The 22,989-nt window shown below is 62.7% G+C and carries 18 protein-coding genes; 12 read left to right on the top strand and 6 right to left on the bottom strand.

The annotated features are described in order from the left end of the window. Positions 1-384 precede the first annotated feature (384 nt). Positions 385-1,695, bottom strand: a complete 1,311-nt coding sequence (locus tag G365_RS0115440) for an SPOR domain-containing protein (RefSeq protein ID WP_019646437.1) — start codon at positions 1,693-1,695, stop codon at positions 385-387. Positions 1,696-2,090: 395 nt separating this feature from the next. On the opposite strand from G365_RS0115440, the gene G365_RS0115435 reads away from it, so the two are divergent. Then, positions 2,091-3,638, top strand: a complete 1,548-nt coding sequence (locus G365_RS0115435; protein WP_019646436.1) for a CYTH and CHAD domain-containing protein — start codon at positions 2,091-2,093, stop codon at positions 3,636-3,638. Between the two features lie 65 nt (positions 3,639-3,703). Here G365_RS0115435 and G365_RS0115430 read toward each other — a convergent pair whose 3' ends face one another. The 4 genes from G365_RS0115430 to putA all read right to left on the bottom strand — a co-directional run bounded on the left by G365_RS0115430 (position 3,704) and on the right by putA (position 10,322). Further along, positions 3,704-4,807 (bottom strand): branched-chain amino acid aminotransferase, encoded by a 1,104-nt coding sequence (locus G365_RS0115430; RefSeq protein ID WP_019646435.1) that lies wholly within the window; start codon positions 4,805-4,807, stop codon positions 3,704-3,706. 188 nt (positions 4,808-4,995) lie between these two features. Further along, positions 4,996-5,199 (bottom strand): DUF4169 family protein, encoded by a 204-nt coding sequence (locus G365_RS0115425; protein ID WP_019646434.1) that lies wholly within the window; start codon positions 5,197-5,199, stop codon positions 4,996-4,998. 36 nt (positions 5,200-5,235) lie between these two features. Beyond that, a complete protein-coding gene (locus tag G365_RS0115420) occupies positions 5,236-6,150 on the bottom strand; it encodes a DMT family transporter (RefSeq protein ID WP_019646433.1) in 915 nt (304 codons plus the stop codon). Positions 6,151-6,377: 227 nt separating this feature from the next. After that, complete coding sequence (gene putA / locus G365_RS0115415) at positions 6,378-10,322, bottom strand: bifunctional proline dehydrogenase/L-glutamate gamma-semialdehyde dehydrogenase PutA (protein WP_019646432.1); 3,945 nt, start codon at positions 10,320-10,322, stop codon at positions 6,378-6,380. A 204-nt stretch (positions 10,323-10,526) separates the two neighbouring features. Between putA and G365_RS0115410 the strand changes: the two genes are divergently transcribed. The 6 genes from G365_RS0115410 to G365_RS23135 all read left to right on the top strand — a co-directional run bounded on the left by G365_RS0115410 (position 10,527) and on the right by G365_RS23135 (position 16,925). Continuing rightward, positions 10,527-11,012 (top strand): Lrp/AsnC ligand binding domain-containing protein, encoded by a 486-nt coding sequence (locus G365_RS0115410; RefSeq protein WP_019646431.1) that lies wholly within the window; start codon positions 10,527-10,529, stop codon positions 11,010-11,012. Between the two features lie 139 nt (positions 11,013-11,151). Beyond that, positions 11,152-11,676: a sigma-70 family RNA polymerase sigma factor gene (locus G365_RS0115405; RefSeq protein WP_019646430.1), complete on the top strand. Its 525-nt coding sequence runs from the start codon at positions 11,152-11,154 to the stop codon at positions 11,674-11,676. Continuing rightward, positions 11,673-12,671 carry a FecR family protein gene (locus G365_RS21895; RefSeq protein ID WP_019646429.1) on the top strand — a complete coding sequence of 333 codons (999 nt, stop codon included), beginning with the start codon at positions 11,673-11,675 and terminating at the stop codon, positions 12,669-12,671. Before G365_RS0115405 ends, G365_RS21895 begins: the two co-directional genes overlap by 4 nt. 157 nt (positions 12,672-12,828) lie before the next feature. Beyond that, the gene (locus tag G365_RS0115395) at positions 12,829-15,273 is read left to right on the top strand and encodes a TonB-dependent siderophore receptor (protein WP_019646428.1); all 2,445 of its coding nucleotides are present in this window, start codon (positions 12,829-12,831) and stop codon (positions 15,271-15,273) included. Positions 15,274-15,288: 15 nt separating this feature from the next. After that, entirely contained in the window at positions 15,289-16,446 is a 1,158-nt protein-coding gene (locus tag G365_RS0115390) for a PepSY-associated TM helix domain-containing protein (protein WP_019646427.1), read from the top strand. Continuing rightward, the gene (locus G365_RS23135) at positions 16,443-16,925 is read left to right on the top strand and encodes a hypothetical protein (RefSeq protein ID WP_019646426.1); all 483 of its coding nucleotides are present in this window, start codon (positions 16,443-16,445) and stop codon (positions 16,923-16,925) included. The genes G365_RS0115390 and G365_RS23135 overlap by 4 nt, the downstream gene beginning before the upstream one ends. Before the next feature lie 9 nt (positions 16,926-16,934). On the opposite strand, the gene G365_RS0115380 is transcribed toward G365_RS23135, so the two are convergent. Then, positions 16,935-17,267 carry a hypothetical protein gene (locus tag G365_RS0115380; RefSeq protein ID WP_019646425.1) on the bottom strand — a complete coding sequence of 111 codons (333 nt, stop codon included), beginning with the start codon at positions 17,265-17,267 and terminating at the stop codon, positions 16,935-16,937. A gap of 124 nt (positions 17,268-17,391) precedes the next feature. Here G365_RS0115380 and G365_RS21885 point away from each other — a divergent pair, with 124 nt between their 5' ends. From G365_RS21885 to G365_RS0115355, 5 genes are all read left to right on the top strand, one after another. Then, positions 17,392-18,105 (top strand): helix-turn-helix transcriptional regulator, encoded by a 714-nt coding sequence (locus G365_RS21885; protein ID WP_019646424.1) that lies wholly within the window; start codon positions 17,392-17,394, stop codon positions 18,103-18,105. Between the two features lie 330 nt (positions 18,106-18,435). Continuing rightward, positions 18,436-19,584, top strand: a complete 1,149-nt coding sequence (locus G365_RS21880; protein WP_081628583.1) for a DegT/DnrJ/EryC1/StrS family aminotransferase — start codon at positions 18,436-18,438, stop codon at positions 19,582-19,584. 23 nt (positions 19,585-19,607) lie between these two features. Beyond that, complete coding sequence (locus tag G365_RS0115365) at positions 19,608-20,369, top strand: SDR family NAD(P)-dependent oxidoreductase (protein WP_019646422.1); 762 nt, start codon at positions 19,608-19,610, stop codon at positions 20,367-20,369. Between the two features lie 81 nt (positions 20,370-20,450). Then, positions 20,451-21,968, top strand: coding sequence for a glycosyltransferase 61 family protein (locus G365_RS0115360; RefSeq protein WP_169545170.1), 1,518 nt, complete (start codon positions 20,451-20,453; stop codon positions 21,966-21,968). Then, positions 21,968-22,987, top strand: coding sequence for a DegT/DnrJ/EryC1/StrS family aminotransferase (locus G365_RS0115355; RefSeq protein WP_019646420.1), 1,020 nt, complete (start codon positions 21,968-21,970; stop codon positions 22,985-22,987). The genes G365_RS0115360 and G365_RS0115355 overlap by 1 nt, the downstream gene beginning before the upstream one ends. The last annotated feature ends 2 nt before the right edge of the window (positions 22,988-22,989 follow it).

Here is a 22,989-nt window from a genome sequence, read left to right as displayed (position 1 = left end):
TCCAGCCATTCGTCCGGCCAGATACCCACGTATCCCTTCCCTCTCTTCACTTGTCTAACAGCGGCGCCACCGGGGTGACTTCCAACTCCGCACCGTCAGCGCTTTTCGCTGCGGCCCGCGTCGTCGGGAGGCGGTTTTTACTGAATTCCGCCAAACACGTCAACACCTTTTTTCAACTTTTTTCTCAACCTGTCTGAGCTTGCTATGTGAGGCAAAACAGACGCGAAAGACCTGCCAGAATCTGGCGAATGTGCTTCCGCTGATTGAGGTGAAGAAATCAGATGACCGACACGACCTGATGCGTCGGAGAAACCATCATTAGCCAGATCTCTGCGGACTGGCAAGAGGATTCAGCACCCCTTGCCATAGTCCCTTCGGCCCATCTTACCCGCCGAGGAACACCACATCGCAGGACTGGCCCTTCAGCTTGCCGCAAAACTCCTGCGCCTTGGCACGGTCAGCAAACGGCCCGGCATTCAACCGATAGACCGTCCCCTGATTGGGCAAGGTCACCTGCGTAACCCGCGGCGTAATGCCCGCCAGATCGGGGTAGCGGGCGATCATTTCTTTCCAGCCCTTATCCGCCAGCTCCTGATTCTTGAAGGACGCCAGATGAACGGCAACGATCCCGCCCGACCCAATCGGGATATCGGCATCCGGATTGGCAAAGTCGGCCGGATCAGGGACCGTCTGGTTTGCCATCCGCCCGGTCTGCAGAACCGCCGCCGGATTGTTGATGCTGGCCCCCGGCTGGGTATTGGCTGATGCCGCCGGGGCTGCCCCCGGCAAAAGCTGCTGCGGAGCGCCGTTGGCAGGAGCAGGAGCCGGTTCCGCCGGCTTGGCCGGGGCCGGGGCAGGCTTTGGCCGTGCACCACCCCGCACTCCCCGCTCGATGGCATTTTTCTCGTCTTCATACTCTTCAGGCGAAATCACACCTGCAGACCGCAGGCGGTCGAGACGGCGGATGGCATCGGCAGCCTCCACGACCCCACGTGGGACCGGCGGAACTGTCGCCCGGGCCCGCGGCTGCTCCGGCAGAATACCGTCGAGAATCGCCTGACGCTCCTGCGCGTGCTGAGTGGAGCTGATCCCACGCCCTTCAAAAGCGGTCGCCAGTGCCTTAAGCCGGTTGGCGACAGCCTTGGCATCCGGGGCCGGGCGGTCAAGACCTGTCCCCGGGGCGGGCTGCGTCATCGGCAGCAGAGCCCCAAGATTCTGTCCCCGGCGGGCCGCCCATTCCTCTGGCGTTGCAAGGTTGTCGTTGACCAGAGACTGGAAGGTCGCGAACCTCTGCCCCGCAGCGCCAAGGCCATTCTGCGGAGTCGCCACCGGCATGTTGACCGGAAAATCAGGCTTTCGCGGTGACGGGTAAGAGAAGGCACTGCCCCGGCCATTGCCGCCAAGGGCCCGCAGGTTGTCTTCGGCGACATCGCGCACAGAGCGCTGCTGCATATCCCCCCAGGGGCCGGAAGAAATCGTGGCGGTCGGATTCAACAGCAGAATCTGCTGGTACATCGCCTCGGCTTTCTGCGGCCGATTGGTGTTCTGATACAGCAACCCCATCGCCAGCAGGGCATAAGGGTCTTTAGGGTCGGCATCCAGCGCCGCAACGAGGCTCTGTTCCGCCACCCCATATTCGCCGCGGGACATCGCAGCCAAAGCGGTATCAACACGCGAGCCGGAACTGGGCGTCATCACCCGGCTAAACCCCTTGGGGTCATAAACCGGTCCGCAGGCTGTCAATAAAGCCGCTGCGCACACCGCCGCCAGCCCGAGTCCCATTCTGATGAAACGACGCTGCGTCACCGTTGCAATTCCCTGTCCATACGATCTGCCGGGCGCCTGGGGCGATGGTGCTTCTCACCCACCCGATACGCCTGTGTCCTGCCGGTACAGTGTCACCGATCTCCCTGCCTTGACAAGAAAAAGCGCGGCTTTCGCCCCTAATCCCGCGCCTCAGACATAGCAGGCCTGCCTGACAGCAGTTTCATTTAAGCTCGTGGGGCTTTTTGCATATCATGCAAAGCGGATCTGACCGACAGTCATCCCTCTCTCCCCGCGCGCAGGCGCCTTTTGTATGGAATACGACCATGGCGACGGAACTGGAACTGAAGCTGGATCTCGACCCCGCCCTGATCGACAAGGTCCGCCGCCATGGCCTGATCCGCCGCCTGCGGCAAGGGAAGGCCATCAGCCAGGATCTGCGCAGCGTCTACTTTGACACCAGCGACCACACCCTGCGTCAGATCGGGGCAACGGTGCGGATCCGTCATGTCGGCAAGCGGCGGATTCAGAACGTGAAGATGCGCCGGCCCGCTGAAAGCGGTGCCCACTTCAACCGGCTGGAGTGGGAACATGACGTGTTTGATGACGCACCGGCTCTGGTCGCCCTGAATGAAACCGCCTTGCCGCAGGCCCTGCCAACCCCGCTGACCGATCTCAGCCTGCAACCGCAGTTTGCCACTCAGTTTCGCCGCAGCAGCTATCTTCTGGCCACCGAGGATGCTGAGGTGGAACTGAGCATCGACCACGGGGGCGTTGAAACGGATGGCCGTCAGCAACCCTTCTGTGAGCTGGAGCTGGAACTGAAACGGGGTACACCGCAGGCCCTGTTCACCTTTGCGCGGGAGCTTGCCAGCACCCTGCCGGTCCGTATCGGCACCGTCGCCAAATCAGAACGCGGCTATCGCCTGCTGACCGGAGAATTGCCCGGCGTGAAAAAGGCCAAGGCCCCGCCCCTGACCCCGGACATGACCACGGCGCAGGCCCTGCAGATCATTGGCCGCAGCTGCCTGTCGCATCTTCTGGCCAATCAGGATGCCCTGCAAAAGCAGCGCTCCCCGGAGTCGGTCCACCAGATGCGGGTGGCCATGCGCCGGTTCCGGTCAGCCCTGACCGTCTTCCGTCCGGCACTGTCAGAGCAGGACCCGCAACTGGCCGCGATCCGCGATCATGCCCGCTGGATTGCCGAAACCCTCGGTGAGGCGCGGGATCTTGATGTGTTTCTGGCGGAAGGCCTGAGTCAGGCTGAAGATGCCCTGCTTGCGGCAGAGGTTCCTGCCGGGCTGTTCACCCCCTTACGGCAGGAGCTGTCAGCCCGCCGTACCGCCGCCTATGAGCGGGCGATCAGCACGGCTGCCTCCCCGGCCTTCACCCTCGCCTGCCTTGATCTAGCCGAATGGATTGAAACCGGTGCCTGGCTGACGGCAGAAGATGAGACGGCAGCCCTCCGCCAGCAGCCGATCTGCGATTTTGCCGCCACGGTTCTGGCCGCCCGCCATCGTAAAGTGCTCAGGCGGGGCCAGCATTTTGCCACCCTGTCGATGGAAGCCCGGCACCGGGCGCGAATCGAAGTCAAAAAGCTGCGCTACAGTGTGGACTTTTTCGGTGCGCTGTATTCCGGCAAGCGGGCTGCCGCCTTTGCCGATGGTCTGGCCGATCTGCAGGAACACCTTGGGCACCTGAATGACGGGGCTGTGGCCCTTGCATTGATCCAGACTCTGGCGCAGCAGGTTCCCGCCTGCGCCCTGCCCGGCGGGCTTGTCGGCGGGTGGCACGCCGCAGCCCGTGCAGATGCTCTGGAACAGGCCCGGCGCAGCTGGAAAACCTTCCGCACCTGCCGTCCGTTTTGGAAATAAGGCAGCAAAAACCCCGGCGCAGGCTTTCTGCGCCGGGGTCTGCCGCTTATCCGCCTCAGGGGCTTTTACACGCCGGGCAGCACATGGACCCAGCCATGGGTATCCGGGGCGGCACAGCGCTGGATATCGACCAGAGCCGACCGCAGCTTGGTGGTGACCGGGCCGGTCTGCCCGTCGCCGATCTTAAACGCCCCATCCTTATGCTTGACGGTCCCGATCCCTGCCACCACAGCGGCGGTACCGCAGGCAAAAGCTTCCTTCAGCTTGCCACTGGCGGCATCCGCCTGCCATTCATCAAAGGAGTAGGGGCGTTCAATGACGGTCAGGCCGTTATCGCCAGCCAGCTCAATCAGTGACTTGCGGGTGATACCCGGCAGAATCGTTCCAGCCACCGGCGGGGTCACCAGCGTGTTATCGTCCATGACGAAGAAGACGTTCATGCCACCGAGTTCTTCGACCCAGCGGTGCTCAACCGCATCAAGGAACACCACCTGATCACAGCCCTGCTCGGTGGCTTCCACCTGCGCGGCCAGACTGCTGGCATAATTGCCGCCACACTTGGCCGCCCCGGTGCCGCCGACGGCAGCGCGGGTGTAGTTCTGCGACACCCAGATGTTGACCGGCTTGAGCCCGCCTTTGAAGTACGGCCCGACCGGAGAGGCGATCACACAGAAAATGAAGTCGGTGGCCTTGCGGACGCCGAGGAACACTTCACTGGCAAACATAAACGGGCGCAGATACAGGCTGCTGTCCCCTTCAGGAATCCAGCGGGCATCAAGCTGCACCAGCTTCTCGACCGCAGCCAGAAAATCGCCTTCCGGCAGTTCCGGCATCGCCATGCGGCGGGCGGATTCGTTAAAGCGGCGGGCATTCTCTTCCGGGCGGAACAGCACGGCGCGGCCATCCGCAGCGCGGTAGGCCTTCATCCCTTCAAAAATTTCCTGCGCGTAATGCAGCACGCTGCTTGCCGGATCAATCTGGAACGGCGCCCGCGCCGTTACCTGCGCCCCATGCCAGCCCTTGTTCACATTCCACTTGATCACGGCCATATGGTCAGTGAACAGGGTGCCGAAACCGAGATTTTCAAACGCCTTGAGACGATCAGCCTCCGGGGTCGGAGTGCTGGTCGGCGTGACCTCGAAGTCAAGGGTAGCAGTCTGCGCGGACATAGTTTTACCTTTGAAGACGGTGTGGTGACAACGACGTGGATCGGAACGGTCTCACGCTATCGGGCGGCCGCTGCGCTGCCCTGGCCGGGGGAGTCAGTCCGGCGGATCCGGGGCACAGCAAACCGGCTGCTATGCAACCATGCCAAAGGCGCGGCGCATAGAAGAATGTTGCAGATCCATGCAGGAATTCATACGGAATCGGTCGGCGTGCTGTCTTCATCTGTCCGCAGATGACCATCCAGACGGCGCTCGGCCTGCTCGTTACGTGCTTCCGTCAGCCGCTTCTCGGCCTTGGTGCGCCCGAACGCAACCCGGTTGGCAGCGGCGGCAGCCTCTTTCTCCGTTCGGGCTTTCTGCTTGCGGGCCTGCCGCAGGTTGATGACCTCTGCCATCCGTCGTCTGCCTCACATCCTGCCGGTATACCCGGGTTACTCTGCCGCTTTCAGCGGGCGGCGCTGCAAGGTCGGCATCACCTCGACCAGAATGATGCTGCCGAGGATCAGCGCACCGCCAACGGCCTGAATCAGGCCCATAGTCTCGCCCAGCGCCACGGCCCCGGCAAGGGCGGCAAAGGCCATTTCCGAACTCAGCAGAATCGCCGCCGTCGCCGGATGGGTATAGCGCTGACCGATCACCTGCAGGGTAAAGGCCACCCCGACCGACAGGAATCCGGCCCATGCCAGCTCAAATGCGGCCTTCTCGAACAGCTCCAGCCGTGGCGTCTCAAGAAGACCGGCAGCGATGGAGCCCAGCACCCCGGCAATCACAAACTGACTGACCGCCAGCGCCAGCGGGCGACCGCTGCGGGAGGCAAAAATGCCGACGAACGTCACCTGAATTGCCCAGAACACCGCCCCGGCCAGCACCCAGGCGTCGCCGGTGTTAAAGGCATCGATATGCCCGCCACCCAGCAGGAAAATCCCGGCCGCACACCCGGCCGCACCCGGCCAGACCGCCCAGTGCGGGGTCCGGCGGAACAGCAGCAGCGCAATCACCGGCACCATCGGCACATACAGGCCGGTGATAAACCCGGCATTGGTCACCGTGGTCATCCCCAGACCGACCTGCTGCAGCCACGCCCCGGCGAACAGGGACACCCCGCAGCCCAGAAACCCCAGCCAGTCAGCCCGGGTCAGAGACTGGCTGGCCGCACGGGCCTCCCGCAGGGCCAGCGGCAGCACCACCAGCGCCCCCATCAGGAAGCGCACCCCGGTAAAGGCCAGCGCCCCGATGCTTTCCCCACCCGACGTATCCGGGGCGACCGCCAGTTTCTGCACAACAAAGGTCGAGCCCCAGATCATGGCGGCAATCAACAGCAGGGCATGGGCTTGCAGGCGGGACACCGGAAACCTCCTCAGGTCTGAAGGGGGCAGGCAACGGCGGGCCGAACCGCGCTATTGCCGGAAGATCTGGCTGGCATCACAAAATCCTCAACCAAAGCGGGAAAATTCTGACCAGCCGAACAGTATTACGCCACCGTCTGGAAAAGGAACAGCCCGAAACACGCAGTTCCGGGCTGTTAACCGTCGATTTTGGATAAAGTCTACACTTTACCCAATGCCTCAGCCGATCACTCGGCTGCCGCATCCTCGTTCAGGGTCATCAGCGAGGCATTGCCCCCGGCAGCCGTCATATCAACGGTCAGGGTCCGCTCCGCACAGAACCGCGACAGCAGATAGGGGCTGACCGTATCGGTGACAAGGTGAACGATTGCCCCGTCGCGGGCGGCCAGCACCGCCGCCGCCTGTTCCGCCAGCGCCGCAGCGCCGGAGACGGCAACGGTCTCAATCCCCGGTGCGGTCAGCAGGTCAGCCAGCCGCGCCCCCGGCACGGTCAGCACCGGCACCAGTCCGTTCAGCCCGGACAGGGCTGCCGTGACCGCGCCGGACAGGGCCGGATCCGCCGCCACGGCCACCGCATTCCCGGCCCCCAGCGCCGCAGCCACATGGCCGAGTACCTGCGACAGCGCCGCCGAAGCATCCGCCAGCACCAAAGCCACACCCCGGCCATGGTGCCGCAGTTCGTTCCGCTCCCCGGTCGGGCCCGGCAGCACCAGCGGGGCAGACAGTTCATGCCGCACCTGCCGGGCCAGCACCACCACCTGATCATGGGCCGCCCGCACCTCACCTGCCGCCACTGACAGCGCCCGGCCACTGTCGCGGCCCAGCACCGCCGTCAGCAGCGGACCGTCAACATTCAGGGTCCGCGCCAGATCCAGCAGCAGATCGGCCCGCTGCCCGCCGTCGCGGGCATCAAAGTCAGCAGCCTCCGCCCGCAGACGGGCCAGAGCCGCTCCGACATCCCCGGCAGAGGCCGGGGCCGTGACCGCCGCAGGCAGATCAGCATTCATCAGCTTGCCTGCATCCAGCTCAATCGCCCGGCGGGCGGCGGCCAGACCGTCTTCCAGCAGCGGCTCCGCCACCGGCACGGTAAAGCGGCCAAGGTAGTTCGGGCCACCAGCCTTCGGGCCGGTGCCGGACAGACCTTCCCCGCCGAACGGCTGCACCCCGACCACCGCGCCGATCATATTGCGGTTGATGTAGGTGTTCCCGACGCGGGAGCGGCTGTGAATATACCGGGCCTTGGAGTCGATACGGGTATGGATCCCCATCGTCAGGCCATAACCGGTGTTGCGGATGGCGTCGATCACCGCATCCAGCGCACTGGTCTTATAACGCACCACATGCAGCACCGGACCGAACACTTCACGCTTCAGCACATGCAGGCCGGGGATTTCGTAGGCGCGCGGCGCAAAGAAGGTCCCGTGGTCACAGGCCCCGGCGACATCGCAGCGGTAGATCAGCTTCGCTTCACGGTCCATGCGGTCGGCATGGGCCTGCAGCACGCTGCGGGCCTCCTCATCAATCACCGGGCCGACATCGGTGGTCAGCAGATGCGGCAGGTCGATGCGCAGACGCTCCATCGCCCCCTTCAGCATGCCGATCAGGTGATCCGCCACATCTTCCTGCACAAACAGCACCCGCAGGGCAGAACAGCGCTGCCCGGCAGACCCGAACGCCGACAGAACCGCATCACGGATCACCTGTTCCGGCAGGGCCGAGGAGTCCATGATCATCGCGTTCATACCGCCGGTCTCGGCGATCAGCGGTGCATCGGCGGCCTTGCGGGCGGCAAGGCTGCGGCTGATGATCTTCGCCACCTGCTCCGACCCGGTGAAGGCAACCCCGGCAATACGCGGGTCATTGACCAGCGCCGCCCCGACGGTTTCCCCCCGGCCCGGCAGCAGGTGCAGGGCGTCAGCAGGCACCCCGGCATCCAGCAGAATCCGCACCGCTTCGGCGGCAATCAGCGGGGTCTGTTCCGCCGGTTTGGCGATCACGGCATTCCCGGCGGCCAGCGCCGCCGCAACCTGACCGGCAAAAATCGCCAGCGGGAAGTTCCACGGGCTGATGCACAGGAACACACCGCGCCCCTGCATCACCACCCGCGACGGCCGCCCGACCGCATCGGGCATCTCGACCGCGCCGCCACAGACACGCTCGGCTTCGCCAGCATAGTAACGCAGGAAATCAACAGCCTCGCGCACTTCGGCAACCGTATCGCCCAGCGTCTTCCCGGCCTCGGTCTGGCAGACAGTCATCAGATCGACCATCCGGTCTTCCATCAGATCCGCCGCCTTCCGCAGCACCGCCGCCCGCTCAGACGCCGGACGGGCCGCCCATTGCGGCTGCGCTGCCACCGCCCGGGACAGGGCATCGGCGATATCGTCCGCCGTCGCCTCGCTGACGGTCCCGACCACCTGACGGGTATCCGCCGGGTTGCGCACCGGCTGCTCCGTCCGCACCCGCAGCTCGCCCCCGACGATCGGGCCGGACTGGCGGACTTTCGCCGCCGATGCTGCCATCGCCACCGCCAGCGGCTGGGCAACGGTGCTGTCGGTCAGATCCAGCCCCCTGGAATTGCGGCGCCCGACCCCATAGAGGTCCAGCGGCAGCGGAATATGCGGATGACGCTTCTGCGGCAGGGCGGCCAGACGCTCGACCGGGTCGGCGATGATGGCATCAATCGGGGTGCGGTCATCAACCAGACGGTTAACGAACGAGGTGTTGGCCCCGTTTTCCAGCAGGCGGCGCACCAGATAAGACAGCAGCTCGGCATGGCCGCCGACCGGGGCATAAATGCGGCACGGCACATTCAGCTTGTTGGCGGGCACAATCTCGTCATGCAGCTCTTCGCCCATGCCATGCAGACGCTGGAACTCAAACGGACGGCCTTCCGCCAGCTCAAGGATGCAGGCGGCGGTATGGGCGTTATGGGTGGCAAACTGCGGGAAGAACAGCTCCCCATAGTTAAACAGCCGCCGGGCGCAGGCGAGATAAGACACGTCGGTCGCCACCTTGCGGGTATAGACCGGGTAATCGGTCATCCCGGCTTCCTGCGCCCGCTTTACTTCGGCATCCCAGTAGGCGCCCTTGACCAGACGCACGTTCATCCGGCGGCCAACGCGGCGGACCATGCCCGCCAGCGTGTCGATCACCTGCCGGGTGCGCTTCTGATAGGCCTGCACCGCCAGCCCGAACCCGGTCCAGTCGCCCAGCGACGGGTCGCTGTAGACCTTGTCGATCAGTTCCAGCGACAGCTCCAGCCGGTCCGCTTCTTCCGCATCAATGCAGAAGCCGATGTCATAATGCCTGGCCAGCTTCGCCAGCTCCAGCGTGCGGGCCGCCAGCACATCCAGTATTTCCGCCCGCTTGGCGAACTCATAGCGCGGATGCAGCGCTGACAGCTTCACCGAGATCCCCGGCCCGGCGAGGACACCCCGCCCGTTGGAGGCCTTGCCGATGGCGTGGATCGCCTTTTCGTAGGAAATATAATACTTGGTGGCGTCTTCATCGGTGCGGGCAGCTTCGCCCAGCATGTCGTAGGAATACCGGTAGCCACGCTTTTCCTGTTCAGCGGCGCGGTCCATCGCCTCGTCAATGGTGCGGCCCAGCACAAACTGGCGGCCCATGATCTTCATGGCCTGCTTCAGGGCCTGCCGGATCACCGGCTCACCCAGACGCGACACCAGACGGCGCACCACCCCTTCCGGGGCATCCTCCGGCAGGTCATTGGGGCCAAGAATCCGGCCGGTCAGCATCAGGCCGATGGTCGAGGCGTTGACGAAGATCGACCGGGAATTGCCAAGGTGCTTTTCCCAGTCGGTCCCGGTCAGCTTATCGCGGATCAGCCGGTCGGCGGTCTCGCCATCGGGGATCCGCAGCAGCGCCTCGGCCAGACACATCAGGGTCAGACCTTCCTGCGTTGACAGGTCATATTCGTTCATGAAGGCATCAACGCCGCCCTTGCGGGACCGGTTGGAGCGCACCAGCGCCACCAGATCACGGGCGCGGGCGGTCACTCTGGCCTTCACCGCATCAGACAGCGCCGCCTCGGCGATCAGTTCGCTGACAACGGCATCCTCATCCCGGCGGTAACCGGACGCCAGCATATCGCGCCAGTCCGGGAAAGCCGGATCGGCAGAGGTAAACAGCATCGGGGTGTCGTTGCTCATGGCGTCCTCAGGGGTTTGATCTGGGGGCTGGGGGAGTTCAGGATCTGGTGCCGCCTGCCGGAGCCATGCCGTCAGGGCGGGGTTGTTCTGCTAAAAATGGATAGCAGAAAACAACGAAGAACGTTCGTCTTTATTTGATTACAAAAACGTGATAAGAATCCTGAAGAGACACATCGAACAGAATTTAATCTCGAGAAATGGCCCATGAGCAAAACAATCGACCAAATCGACATTAAGATTCTGGCGGAGCTGCAGAAGGACGGCCGCATCTCCAACGCCGAGCTGTCACGCCGCGTCAATCTGTCAGCGACTCCGTGTCTGGAACGGGTCCGCCGACTGGAGCGGGATGGCTATATTCTGTCTTACGAAGCCCGGCTGGACCCGCATAAACTCGGCTGCCCGGTGGTGTGTTTCATTGAAGTGGCCCTCGACCGCACCACACCGGATGTCTTCGACCACTTCCGCGAAGCGGTGATCAGCCGCCCGGAGATTCAGGAATGCCACATGGTGGCCGGCGGATTCGACTATATGCTGAAGGTCCGTCTGCCGGATATGTCCCAGTACCGGGGGTTTCTGGGCGAAATCATCATGACCCTGCCCGGCGTGAAAGAGACCCATACCTATGTGGTGATGGAAGAGGTGCTGTCCCGCTCCTCGATTCCGCTGCCCGTCAACGACAGGGGCCGATAAACAGGGGACGGTAAACAGGGGACGGTAAACAGGGGCCGGTAAGCTGCGGGGGCTGCCGCTGGCCCTGAACAATCCGAATTGATTTCCGTCAGCGATATTGATAATCGTTCGCAGATATCGTTTTCGGCAGGGCTTGGCGGTGGCAACGGACAAGGACAAAGTTGATCTGTATCTCGCCCACCGGGCGGATCTGGTTGACTATGCGGCGGCTCTGGTCAAATGCCGGACGCGGGCAGAAGATCTGGTGCAGGATGCCTACTTCCGCTTCACCCCGGATGGGCCGGTGCTGCTGCGTCCCGTACAGTACCTGTACCGCATTGTCCGCAATCTGGCGGTCGATACCCTGCGCCGCAGTGGCAGCGATCCGACCCGGGCGCTGGACGACTGCGGCGGAGAGACCCTTGCCGCCCCCGGCGCCACTCCGGAACAGGCGGTGATCGACCGTCAGCAGATTGCCCGCCTGCAGGCAACCCTCGGCACCCTGCCCCCGGCAGTCCGCCGCGCATTCGAGGCGCACCGCCTGAACGGCGACAGTCTGCAGGTGATCGCCGACCGCGAAGGCGTCTCGGTCGCCACCGCCCACCGTATGGTCCGGTCCGCCCTGTCAGCCCTGATGAAAGACCTTGATCCCGACGCCGGTTCCGGGCAGGAGGGTCAGCCATGACCACATCCCCGATCCCGTTCCCCCCGCGCCTGACCGTCGATGATCAGGCCGCCGACTGGCTGCTGCGGCTGGAAAGCAGCCCCGACGATGCCCAGCTTCAGGGGGACTGTGCGGCATGGTGCGCGATGGATACCCGCCATCAGACCGCCTTTGACCGTGCCCGCAGGGTCTGGGACCTCAGCCTCAGCCTGTCCGCCGCCCCCCCGGCTGCGGTGGCCGCGCCGCGCCGCCGCAACCGCACCGCCGGTTTTCTGGCCGTCGCCTGTACCGTTGTCCTGCTGGCCACTGCCGGAGTGTGGGGCGGCCTCTGGCGCGCCGTCCTGCCCGGCACCCATCACACCGGGACCGCAGAATGGTCGGAAACCGACCTTGCCGACGGCAGCCGGATTCTGCTGGCCCCGCAAACGGCCCTGCGGGCGGAGATCGATGCCGGGACACGGACTGTCACGCTGGATCACGGCGAAGCCTTTTTCAGCGTTTCACCTGACCCGTCGCGGCCCTTCCGGGTGAAGGCCGGCCCCGCGACCGTTACCGTTACCGGCACCCGCTTTGCGGTCAGTCACCGTGGTGATGCCCTGAGCGTGCAGGTCGAAGAGGGGCGCGTTCTGGTCAATACCGACGACCGCGCGCCGGGAACGGCCCCGCTGCCCCTGACCGCCGGGCAGGCCCTCTGGCAGAGGGACTCTTCCGCTCCGCCGGTGGCCTATACCCTGCCGGTGGACGCCGTTGCCCCGTGGCGTGCCGGAATTCTGGCGGTGGAGAACCGTCCGGTGGCCGATGTGATCGACGATCTGCGCCCCTATCTACCCGGTCTGATCCTGCTGACCGATACTGCACTGGGGCAACAGCGGGTCACCGGCGTTTACAGCCTGCACACCCCTCAGGCGGCCTTACGGGCCGTTCTGGCCCCGTTCAAGGGGCAGGTCACCACGCTGGGGTCATTGGTTACCGTGGTCTCCGGCCCGGCAGCAGGGGGCAGCGGATCCCCCCGCTGACAGCCCGGTTGCTTCCGGCCTGATGCCGGTCCTGATCGTGATCCTGAAATTTTTTGCACACACCTGAAAAATCCACCCGGCGGCTGCGTCATTGAGTCAACGCGAATGCAAATGACTTGCGTTCACTCCTTTCTCCAGAACGGATCTGCCGACAGCAATGACCCGCCCAGCCCTCTCCTTCCGCACCGCCCTGCTCGCCAGCGCCGCCCTGTTTGCTGCCCCCGCCGCCCTGTCTTTTGCCGCAGTACCGGCGATGGCACAGCAGGCCCCGGCAGCTCAGCCCCCGGCCCCGCGCAGTTTTGACATTCCGGCCCAGCCGCTGGCCTCGGCGATTGCCGCTTATGGCCGTCAAGCCGGGGTGCAGGTCAGCCTGCGGGCGGAGGATGCCACGAACCGGACCTCCGCCGCCGTTTCCGGCACCCTGACCGCCGACGCGGCCCTGACCCGGCTGCTGGAAGGGACCGGCCTGACCGCAGCCACCGCCACCGATGGCACCGTTACCCTGATCCCGCTGCCCAGCGCCCCGGCGGGCACCGCCGTACTGGCCCCGCTGTCAATGTCAGGGGCAGCGGCCCGCCCGGGCGATGCATCGCCGTGGGAACCGACCGAAGGCTATACCGCCCGCCGGGTTGCCACCGCTTCAAAAACCGATGCCCCGCTGATCCGCACCCCCCAGTCGGTCTCCGTCATCACCCGCGACCAGATCGACGCCCAGAAGGCCGACAGCGTGGTCGAGGCTCTGCGCTACACCCCCGGCGTGGTGGGCGAGCCGTTTGGCATCGACAACCGCTATGACTGGACCATCATCCGTGGCTTTTCACAGGCGGAAACCGGCCTGTACCGTGATGGCCTGCAACTGCGGTCCACCGGCTATGCCTCGTGGCGGCAGGAGCCCTATGGGGCGGAACGGATCGAGGTGCTGCGCGGCCCGGCTTCCGTGCTGTACGGACAGGGCGATGTCGGCGGCCTCGTCAATACCATCAGCAAGCGCCCGATGGACGGCCAGAAGCAGGAGGTGCAGGTCACTGTCGGCAGTCACAATCTGGTGCAGGAATCCTTCGACATCGGCGGGCGGGCCGACGATAAGGGGCAGGTGCTGTTCCGCGTTGTCGGCCTGCGCCGCGATGCCGACACCCAGGTTGACTATGTGCGGGATGAACGCACCTATTTTGCCCCGTCGCTGACCCTGAAGTCCCCCGATGATGACACCCATCTGACCCTGCTGGCCAGCTATCAGCACGACAGTACCGGGTCGGCCACCAACTTCCTGCCCGCAGCCGGGACCGTCCGCCCCGGGGCCACCGGCATGATCCCGACGTCCTTTTTCACCGGCGACCCCAATTTCGATACCTACGACAAGACCCAGTCTTCGGTCGGCTATGAATTCGACCACCGCTTCAACGACACCTTCTCGTTCCGCCAGAACGCCCGCTATTCCCACCTGACCCTCACCTACGCGGCCCTGTATGGCTCGGGGCTGGACTCGTCCGATGCCACCCGCACCACGCTGTCACGCGGGTCACTGGTGGCCGACCCGACCACGGATTCCTTCGCGGTGGACACGCAGGGCCGGGCCGAGTTCAAAACCGGGGAGATCGGTCACGATCTGCTGGTCGGGGTTGATGTGCAGCGCAACGATTTTAAAACCCGTACCGGTTTCGGCAGTGGCCCTTCTCTCAGCCTGAGCAATCCGGTTTATGGCCTCAGCGTCACCCGTCCGGCCTATGGCACCGATGACGAAGTGACACAGGTCCAGACCGGCCTGTATCTACAGGACCAGATCGCCCTGACGGACCGCCTGACGGTGGTTGCCGGGGGCCGCCACGACTGGATCAGCACGGTCACCGACAATCACCTGACCAGCAGGGAATCCTCGGCCAACGACAGCGCCTTCACTGGCAAGCTGGGGCTGGTGTACGAATTCCCGGTCGGGATTGCCCCTTACGTCAGCTACTCCGAATCCTTCCGTCCGACGCTGGAAAGCAACAAGGCCGGCATCGCCTTCGCGCCGGAAGAAGGGCGGCAGTATGAGGCAGGGGTCAAATTCCAGCCCCCCGGCCACGACAGTCAGGTGACGCTGGCGGTGTTTGATCTGACCAAGAGCAACGTCGTCACCACCCACCCGACAGACTCCACCGACAAAGTGCAGACCGGCGAAATCCGCGCGCAGGGCTTCGAGGCCTCTGCGGTCGGCAAGGTGACCGAAGAGTTCAGCGTGATCGGCTCGTTCACCGTGCTGGATATGGAGAAAACCCGCAGCAACAACGGCGATCAGGGCAAAGCCCCCACCGGGGTGCCGAAGACCACCGCCACGCTGTGGGGCGATTATACCGTCCGCTCCGGTCCGCTGGCCGGGTTCGGTCTGGGGGCCGGGGTCCGCTACACCGGGCCGACCTGGGGCAACAACGACAACACCCTGCGTCTGGACAGCAGCTGGCTGGCCGACGCCGCCCTGCATTACGACATCACCGAAAACGCCCGCTTCGCCCTGAATGCCAGCAACGTCTTTGACGAGACCGTTCTGGCCCAGTGCTCCAGCGACAGCGCCTGCTACTACGGGCAGGACCGGGTGGTGAAGGCAACCCTTGGCTACCGTTGGTAACATCAGGAAAGACCTGTGCCCGTGACTCCCCCGCGCCGCCCTGTTCTGCCCCCCCGGTTCTGGTTCCAGCTGCATGGCTGGGTGACGTGGCCGCTGTGGGTCTTTCTCGCCTTTCTGTTTCTGACCGGCAGCCTTGCCGCCGTCAGCAACGAGGTGGTCTGGCTGCTCGACCCGGCGGTGCGGGCCACCCCGGCACCTGACGGGCAGACCCCGGCGTATGGGGCCGCGATGGAGGCGGCGCTGGCGGCAGTCCCCGGCAGCAGCCCGGACTATATCCGCCAGCGCACCGGCTTTCTGGCTCTGGAAGTGGTGCTGTGGACCCCCGGCGGCATGACCGCAACCGTGCTGGTTGACCCTGTCACCGCCGAGGTCCGCCGCATCACCACCGCCCCGCTGTTTCAGGATGTGGTGCGGGGCCTGCACAGCTGGCTGCTGCTGCCGTGGCAGGATGATTACAGCCTCGGCTATTACGCCGTCAGCCTGACGGCCCTGCCGCTGCTGGTGGCGATGGGCACCGGGCTGGTGGTCTATAAACGGTTCTGGCGCGGCTATCTGACCCCGCGCCTGCGGGTGACACAGGGCAGCCGGATTTTCTGGGGCGACCTGCACCGGCTGGCCGGGATCTGGTCGCTGTGGCTGCTGGCCCTGACCGGCATCACCGCCCTGTGGTTTCTGGTTCAGGCGATCCTGTGGCACAGCCACACCGCCTATCTGTCTGAGCCGCCGGATCTGGCGGAGCACACGGTTCCCGCACAGGTTTCCGCCCCCCCGGCGCGGATCAGTGCCGATGCTGCCTTTGCCGCCGCACAGGCGGCCCTGCCCGGCCTGCGGGTGCAGTGGTTTGTCTGGCCGGAACACGCCCTGTCACCGTATGCCCTGTGGGGCACCGGGCCCAACCCGCTCTACAACAGTTTCAGCTACGGGGCCTTTGTCAATCCGTGGACCGGGGCGGTGGACAGCACCCGCAGCCCGCAGGACCATACGGTCCTTCAGACCCTCGACGGGCTGGCCGACCCGCTGCACTACGGCACCGTCGGCGGGATCACCACCAGAATCATCTGGGCCGTTTTCGGCCTGATCCTGACCGCTCTGTCGGTGTCGGGGATGATCCTGTGGCGACGGCGGACCGCCCCGAAGCCAGCCCCCCTTTCCAGAAAGGAGACACGGTCATGATCCGCCTGCTGCCCCTGCTGTGGCGCAACCGCTGTCACTGGGCCGTCTTTCTGGTTCTGATCCCGCTGGCCCTGCTGCCTGAAACGGTCAGGCCGCTGCCCGCTGGCCCCCTGCCGGACGGTACCGCCGTGCAGGCGGGGCCGTGGTCAGCCCGCCTGTGGCCGCTGGACGACACCCCGCCCCAGACTGCGGAAGGCCCATATCCGGAAAAGGAATTCTTCCTGCACTGGTGCGACGGTTGCGCCCCGGCAATCCGTCAGGCCCGGCTGCTGGTCGCCCCCACCCCACCGGCAGACAGCACCCTGCGGGCCGAGGGGGCGATTTTACACGGCGGCGTCACGACGCCATCGGCACACCTGCCGTTCCCGCCGCAGCCCCCCGGCACCACACCGCGCCTGTGGCTGTGGGTGGAAGGCTGGGATGGCCAGACGCACCTGACATCCCTGCCCCTGACAGCCACCGGCCAGCCCGCCAACTGACAGATCCCCCTATTCCCCCACAGTCAGGAAGGCGGGCAAGGCCCCCGGTATCCAGAAAGCCAGATCAGTGCTGCCCGGCTCCATCAGGGCCATCAGGGCCCGTGTCGCCGGATGATCCAGCCATCCTGCGCAGGCGCGGTGAGCTGCCTCAAGACTCTCCGCCACCAGCAGATCCACCCACTCCCCGCTGTCACGGCGGAACCAGTCATGATGAATCACCCCCGGCTGCTGCGGCATGTACTCCTGCCGGATCAGGCGATACGCGGCGACAATCTCTTCATCGCTGACCCCGGCTCGGGCCCGGAACGACGACAGTTCAATGGCATGGGCAACAGGCTGCATCCGTAAAATTCCCTGAAGTCAGAAGGCAGGGGCTTGATCCGGCCCCAACAGGCGTTACCCTGCCATACCCCTGCTGACAGCCCTGTGTCAGCAGACCAGCCCCGAGCGGGAGAACATCGCCCCCATGCGCCGGGCCGACCGTCTGTTTCACCTCGTGACCCTGTTAAAGGCAACACAGGGCCGGGCCATTACCGCAGCAGCACTGGCTGCAGATCTTGGCCTGTCGGTCAGGACTGTATACCGTGACATTGCCCATCTTCAGGCCAACGGTCTGCCGATCGACGGCGAAGCAGGGGTCGGGTACCGTATTTCACCGGCCCTGACCCTGCCCCCGGTCACCTTCACGCTGGAACAGGTCGAAGCTGTCGCTGCGGGAATCCGGGCTCTGCGGTCCCTTGGCGACCCGGCTCTGGCCGAAGCGGGACAACAGGCGCTGGATAAAATCCGTGCCGTCCTGTCACCCGCTGCGGCAGAGCATCTGTTGCGGGACTCCCTGCACATGCCCCTCAGCCTGACGGCTGATCCCTCAGGGGTTCTGGCCGCCCCGTTGCGGCAGGCCATCCGCGAGCGGCGGCGGACCCGCCTGACCTATCAGCGCCCGGATCAGCAGGCGGTTGACGGCAGCACCGACCGCTGGGTCAGGCCGTTGGAGCTGGCCTGTTTCGGACCGTTCTGGATGCTGGCGGCATGGTGTGAACTGCGCGGGGAGTTCCGCCATTTCCGGCTGGACCGAATCATCGGGCTGGAGGTCAGCGACACCTGTTTTCCTGAAGAGCCGGCGCGCAGCCTGCCTGACTATCTGCGCTGGCTGCGCGCCACCCTGCACTCTCCGCCCTGACGGGCAGGCGCTACCCCGCCCGCCGTCAGGTCAACACCAGCACATTGCCCGCCATCACGGCCGCCGCCCCGGTGAACAGAGCCGGACCGGGGACTAAACGCCTAGGAATCGCGTGGCGGTGTGCCATGATGGAGAAACCTTGGAGGCTCTTTCTCCATGTGCTGAAGGCTCACGTCGGCTGTTGAGTGGCCCTGTACCGCGGCACCCTGCGGTACAGCTCCTGTAGAATTCGAGATTGCCTTTTAGGTTTAATAGAGATAATCTATAATGGCCTTGCCTATGTAAAGCATCTCCATTTTTGTCTTAAATCTCCCGGGTAGATAGTTTGAAATGATTTCGGTCTTCAAGCCGCTCCTTCCTAAAGCTGAGGAGATTTTTCCATTCATCTCGCGAATTGACGCCAATAGATATTACAGCAACAATGGGCCTTTGCTTGTTGAGTTCGAAGCTCGAATTTTGCAGGCTCTGCGGTGCTCTTCTGGAAATGTTGTAACCAGTAGCAATTGCACGATGGCACTAGTGCAGGCTCTTAGAGCGCGGAATTTAGATGATCTCCCGCTGAATTCTCTTTGTATTGTGCCGTCTTGGACGTTTGTTGCTAGCCCAGCTGCTATTCTATTAGCTGGGATGATACCTTATTTTGCCGATGTGGCGGCCGAAACTTGGTCCTTGGACCCCTCGCAGCTTGGCGTCTTGGTTGAAAGGCTTCGCACTGAAGGTAAGACCGTTGCTGCAGTCATGCCAGTGGCGCCGTTCGGTGCCCCTATCGACGTGGCGGCTTGGGAGGCCTTTGAAACTACGACCGGGGTCCCTGTTGTGATTGATGCTGCGGCGAGTTTCGACAGCCTGACGATGGCCGGTGGATTGCCGCCGGTGCCTGTCAGCCATATTCCGATTGTCGTCAGCCTGCATGCCACGAAAGTATTTGGCATCGGTGAGGGGGGATTTGTGATCACCTCCGATGCGGCACTGGCTGATCGCATCCGCCGTTTTGGTAACTTCGGCTTCTTCGGTTCACGCGAAGCTTGCCTGCCTGGTTGGAACTCGAAACTGGGCGAAATGTATGCCGCGGTCGGATTGGCCCAGTTCGACCAGTGGGCCGATACCCGTCAGGAATGGGTCGATCTAACGATACAGTTCCGCGAGCTGGCCGCGCCATTGGCCCCCCATGCGCATGTTCCAGACGTCATGGTCGGGGACTGGGTTTCGACCTATGGCCTGCTTCAGCTTAATGATCATGAGAGCAATCTGCCCCGGATCATGAACTATATGACCGAACACGGCGTCGAGACGCGTTGCTGGTGGGGGGGCGGTTGCCACCAGCATCCCGCTTACAACAAATTCGGTCGTGAGGATCTGGTTCAGACGGAGCGACTGGGCAAAACTGTGCTAGGACTTCCTTTCTGGCGCAAGCTGCCTCGGCATGAGATGGCGCGTTCCTTTTCTGTGTTGGCGGATGCATTGGCTGCCGATACATAATAGCTTTGACTGAGGGGCGTAGCATGCTTTCTTTCCAAGGCAAGACTGTCTTGATTACCGGTGCGTCGGGTGTGATCGGGCAGGCTTGCGCGACGTTGTTTCGTCAGCAAGGGGCAAGATTGGCCCTGACCGACCTGAGCGTGCCGCCACGAGAGAAGAGCGACAGTACGGACGATTGTTTCATCGCTGCCGATGCTTCCGTTCCCAATGCCGTATCGGATGCTTACGAACGTTTTTCCTCGGAGCTGGGACCGATTGATGCAGCGGTTCTTGCGGCGGGCATCGAAGGGCCTGTGTGTGGGATCGAAGACTTATCAGTCAATGACTTGGATAAGATTCTGGCGGTCAATGTCCGCGGATCACTACTGTGGCTACAGCAGTGCCTTCGCGATATGAAAACCGCGCGATCTGGTAGTATCGTTCTATTGTCTTCGATTTCGGGTGTGGTCGGAACGGGATTTCTGGGTGCTTACACCATCAGCAAGCATGCGGTGATCGGATTGATGCGGGCTACGGCGCTTGAGGTCGGACCGCTGGGTATTCGCGTTAATGCCATTTGCCCTGGCCCTGTAAAATCAGAGATGATGCAGCGGCTGGATGCTGCTTTCATCGCCCGTGATCCTCAGAGATTCGGGGGTGGGGGGGACGCGTCGAAAGCGCTGCCGCTGCAGCGCTACGTGACGGCGAAGGAAGTGGCTGCCATGGCGGCGTTTCTGTGCAGCGAAGATGCCTCCTCCTGCCACGGGGGCACCTACATGGTTGATGGCGGTTTCACAGCGAGGTAATCCATGCTGATCTCTTGGCTGCGTTCCTTCTATAAGCGGCTTGTTCGGCGAGAGATAGATCAACAGATCAGACACCTAGAAATGTTGGTGCAGTCTGGGCAGTGGATCAAAGCTGATGAAGTCGGTCATGAGATACTGAGGGCGGCGCCTCTGTCCCATGAAGCCATGTCGACTCTGGCCTACGGGTATCAGCAACAAGGACGCTTGGCTGAAGCTGCGAGCATGGCCATGAAGGCGGTCAATCTGAATGACAAGCAGTGGCTTTCCAATTTCATCGCCGGCGTCGCCCTTAAGGGCCTCGATCGAAAACCAGAAGCCTATGATTATTTGCGCCGCGCTCTGAATATAAATCCGGGTAATGCCGATACGGAGCGGGAATTCTTGGCCGTCGAATGCAGTGTCGCAGGCATTGATGCCGCATTTGAGTCTTTCATACGCCTCCATCCGGAAAGCAAGAGCACAGCGTCCGTGATGCCAGTCTTATCTGTCCAAGACTGGGCCATGACGGTCGGGGGGGGCCCTTTGCTCAATGTCTGCGAAATCGAGACTATTCCTTATGTTCCTCCAAGGGTGTGGGGACAGGCTGCGAGCGAAGAACGACTCTTCTCGTCCGGAAACAAACCCTATGTAACGGATATCACGGATGCCTGCATTTACAGCCGCTGCACGTTTGTCCAAACCGCAGATGGCTATCTCCTGAACGATTTGGCTGGTCATCCTAAATATGGTTCGTTCGCCTCCTTCCTGGGGCAACCTCCAGTGATTTTCTATCAGGACAACAAGGTTTTACTCAACGCAGACGGCTACCAGAAGCAGGAAATCGCAGGCGGGATCTGGATGGCGGGATTGGCCTCCAACTCCTTTGGGCACTGGTTCCCAGAATTCCTGCCGAAGCTGGAATTCTTGATGCAGCATCCCGATTTTGATTCCTTGCCTATCATCGTGGACGAGGGGATGCCGCCTACTCATCTGGAATACCTGCAGCGTATCGTTAAAAACGAAATTATTGTTTTACCGCTCAATACTTCCTTTATGTGTCGCCGACTTCTTGTAGCTCCGTCGCCGACCTATTACCCTGTACATTTGCAGCCACACACGATCCCGCAGCATGAGATTGGGGCTCTTTCACCCAGAGCGCTGCGCTTTCTACAAAATAAAGTCGGCTCAGATATTTCTGGGTCCCCCAAAAAGCGTATTTTTCTGGGGCGGCGAAACATGCAGTGGCGCCTCTTGCTTAACGAAGAGGAAATCATCGGAGCCTTGGGCAATCTAGGGTTCGAGAATGTTTATATCGAGGATCTTAACCTACAGCAGCAGATAGACTTGTTCAGTTCCGCTGAATGGATTGTCGCACCTAACGGTTCGTCCCTGCTCAACTTGATCTATGCATCACCAAGCGTCAAAATCCTTATTTTAGCTCAGCCATTCTTGTACAATTGGGGAAATTTTCAAGGTCCGATGGAGGAGTTGGGCTATAAGCCCTATTTCATTTGTGGTGAACAGTCAAAGCTGACGGATAAGCATTCCAATTACAGTGTTTCATTGCCTAAAATTCTTGCCGCCTTGACGGAAATGGGCCTAAAGGAAGCGGTCGAGTGATGTCAAAGGCAGTCGCCATCGGGGGGTTTTTGCCTCTGGAACTCCCGCTAGGCACTGGCGGGCTGCTGAAGGCATGGACGGCAGGGTGCCCCTTTGCGGCCTTCCGCAATGCCCGCTCTGCCTTGGCGGCGTTGATTTCCCAGCTTTCGCCTCCTCGCGTTTGGCTGCCAGCGTTCATATGTGTTGCAGTGACGGAAGGAGTTCCCTTCAGTCTGCGCCACTACTACCGCCTGAATGCAAATTTGAGTCCGGATGTCGAGGACCTGAAGCAGGCACAACCCGGTGACATGATTCTGGGGGTAAATTACTTCGGCTACCAACCGGATCAAGCCTTCCTGAATTTCGTGACCGGACGGCCTGACATAACGTTTGTCGAGGATTGTGCCCATTGTGTGCTGCCTGATGAAGAGGCGTGGGGCGACTGGCGCCTGTTCAGCCCGCGAAAGGTGATCGGGGTTGCCGATGGAGGCATCCTTGTGGCCAAGCATTCTAAATGCCCCCCCCCGCAGCCGACGGATAACCCGCGCGACGCGGATGCCCTTTGGCGTGCCCCGCTATTGCGCTACGAAGACGAGATGCAGGAAAACTCCTCGATCTGGCATCCTGATAATCAGGCAAAAGAAACCGCTATGACCGTGGATCGCACCAAGATGACACGACTGACAATGGCGGCGCTGGCACTTCTCGAACCAGAGAGCATAGCAAAAAAGCGGAGGCGCAATTTCGCCATCCTCAAAGAAAACATTGGTGAATTCTTGTTACCTCAATCGCGTAGCACAAAAGAAACGCCGTTTTGCTTTCCCATCAGACTGCCGCCAGATCAGAGGGATCGTGTCTTGCGTCATCTGCACGCCGATAAGATATTCGCGGCCGTTCACTGGACCTCGCTTCCTGTCGCCAGCGCCGAATTCCCGGAAGCTCATCTTTTGTCACAAAGTCTGATCTCACTTCCCTGTGATCAGCGGTATGATGCGGATCAAATGAGATCAGTTGCCACTTCTCTTCGGCAGGCCTTGTAATA

Origin of the sequence: Novispirillum itersonii subsp. itersonii ATCC 12639 (assembly GCF_000381985.1) — a bacterium.
In the GTDB taxonomy this organism is placed as follows: domain Bacteria; phylum Pseudomonadota; class Alphaproteobacteria; order Rhodospirillales; family Rhodospirillaceae; genus Novispirillum; species Novispirillum itersonii.
This window is presented reverse-complemented; position numbering and strand designations above follow the sequence as displayed.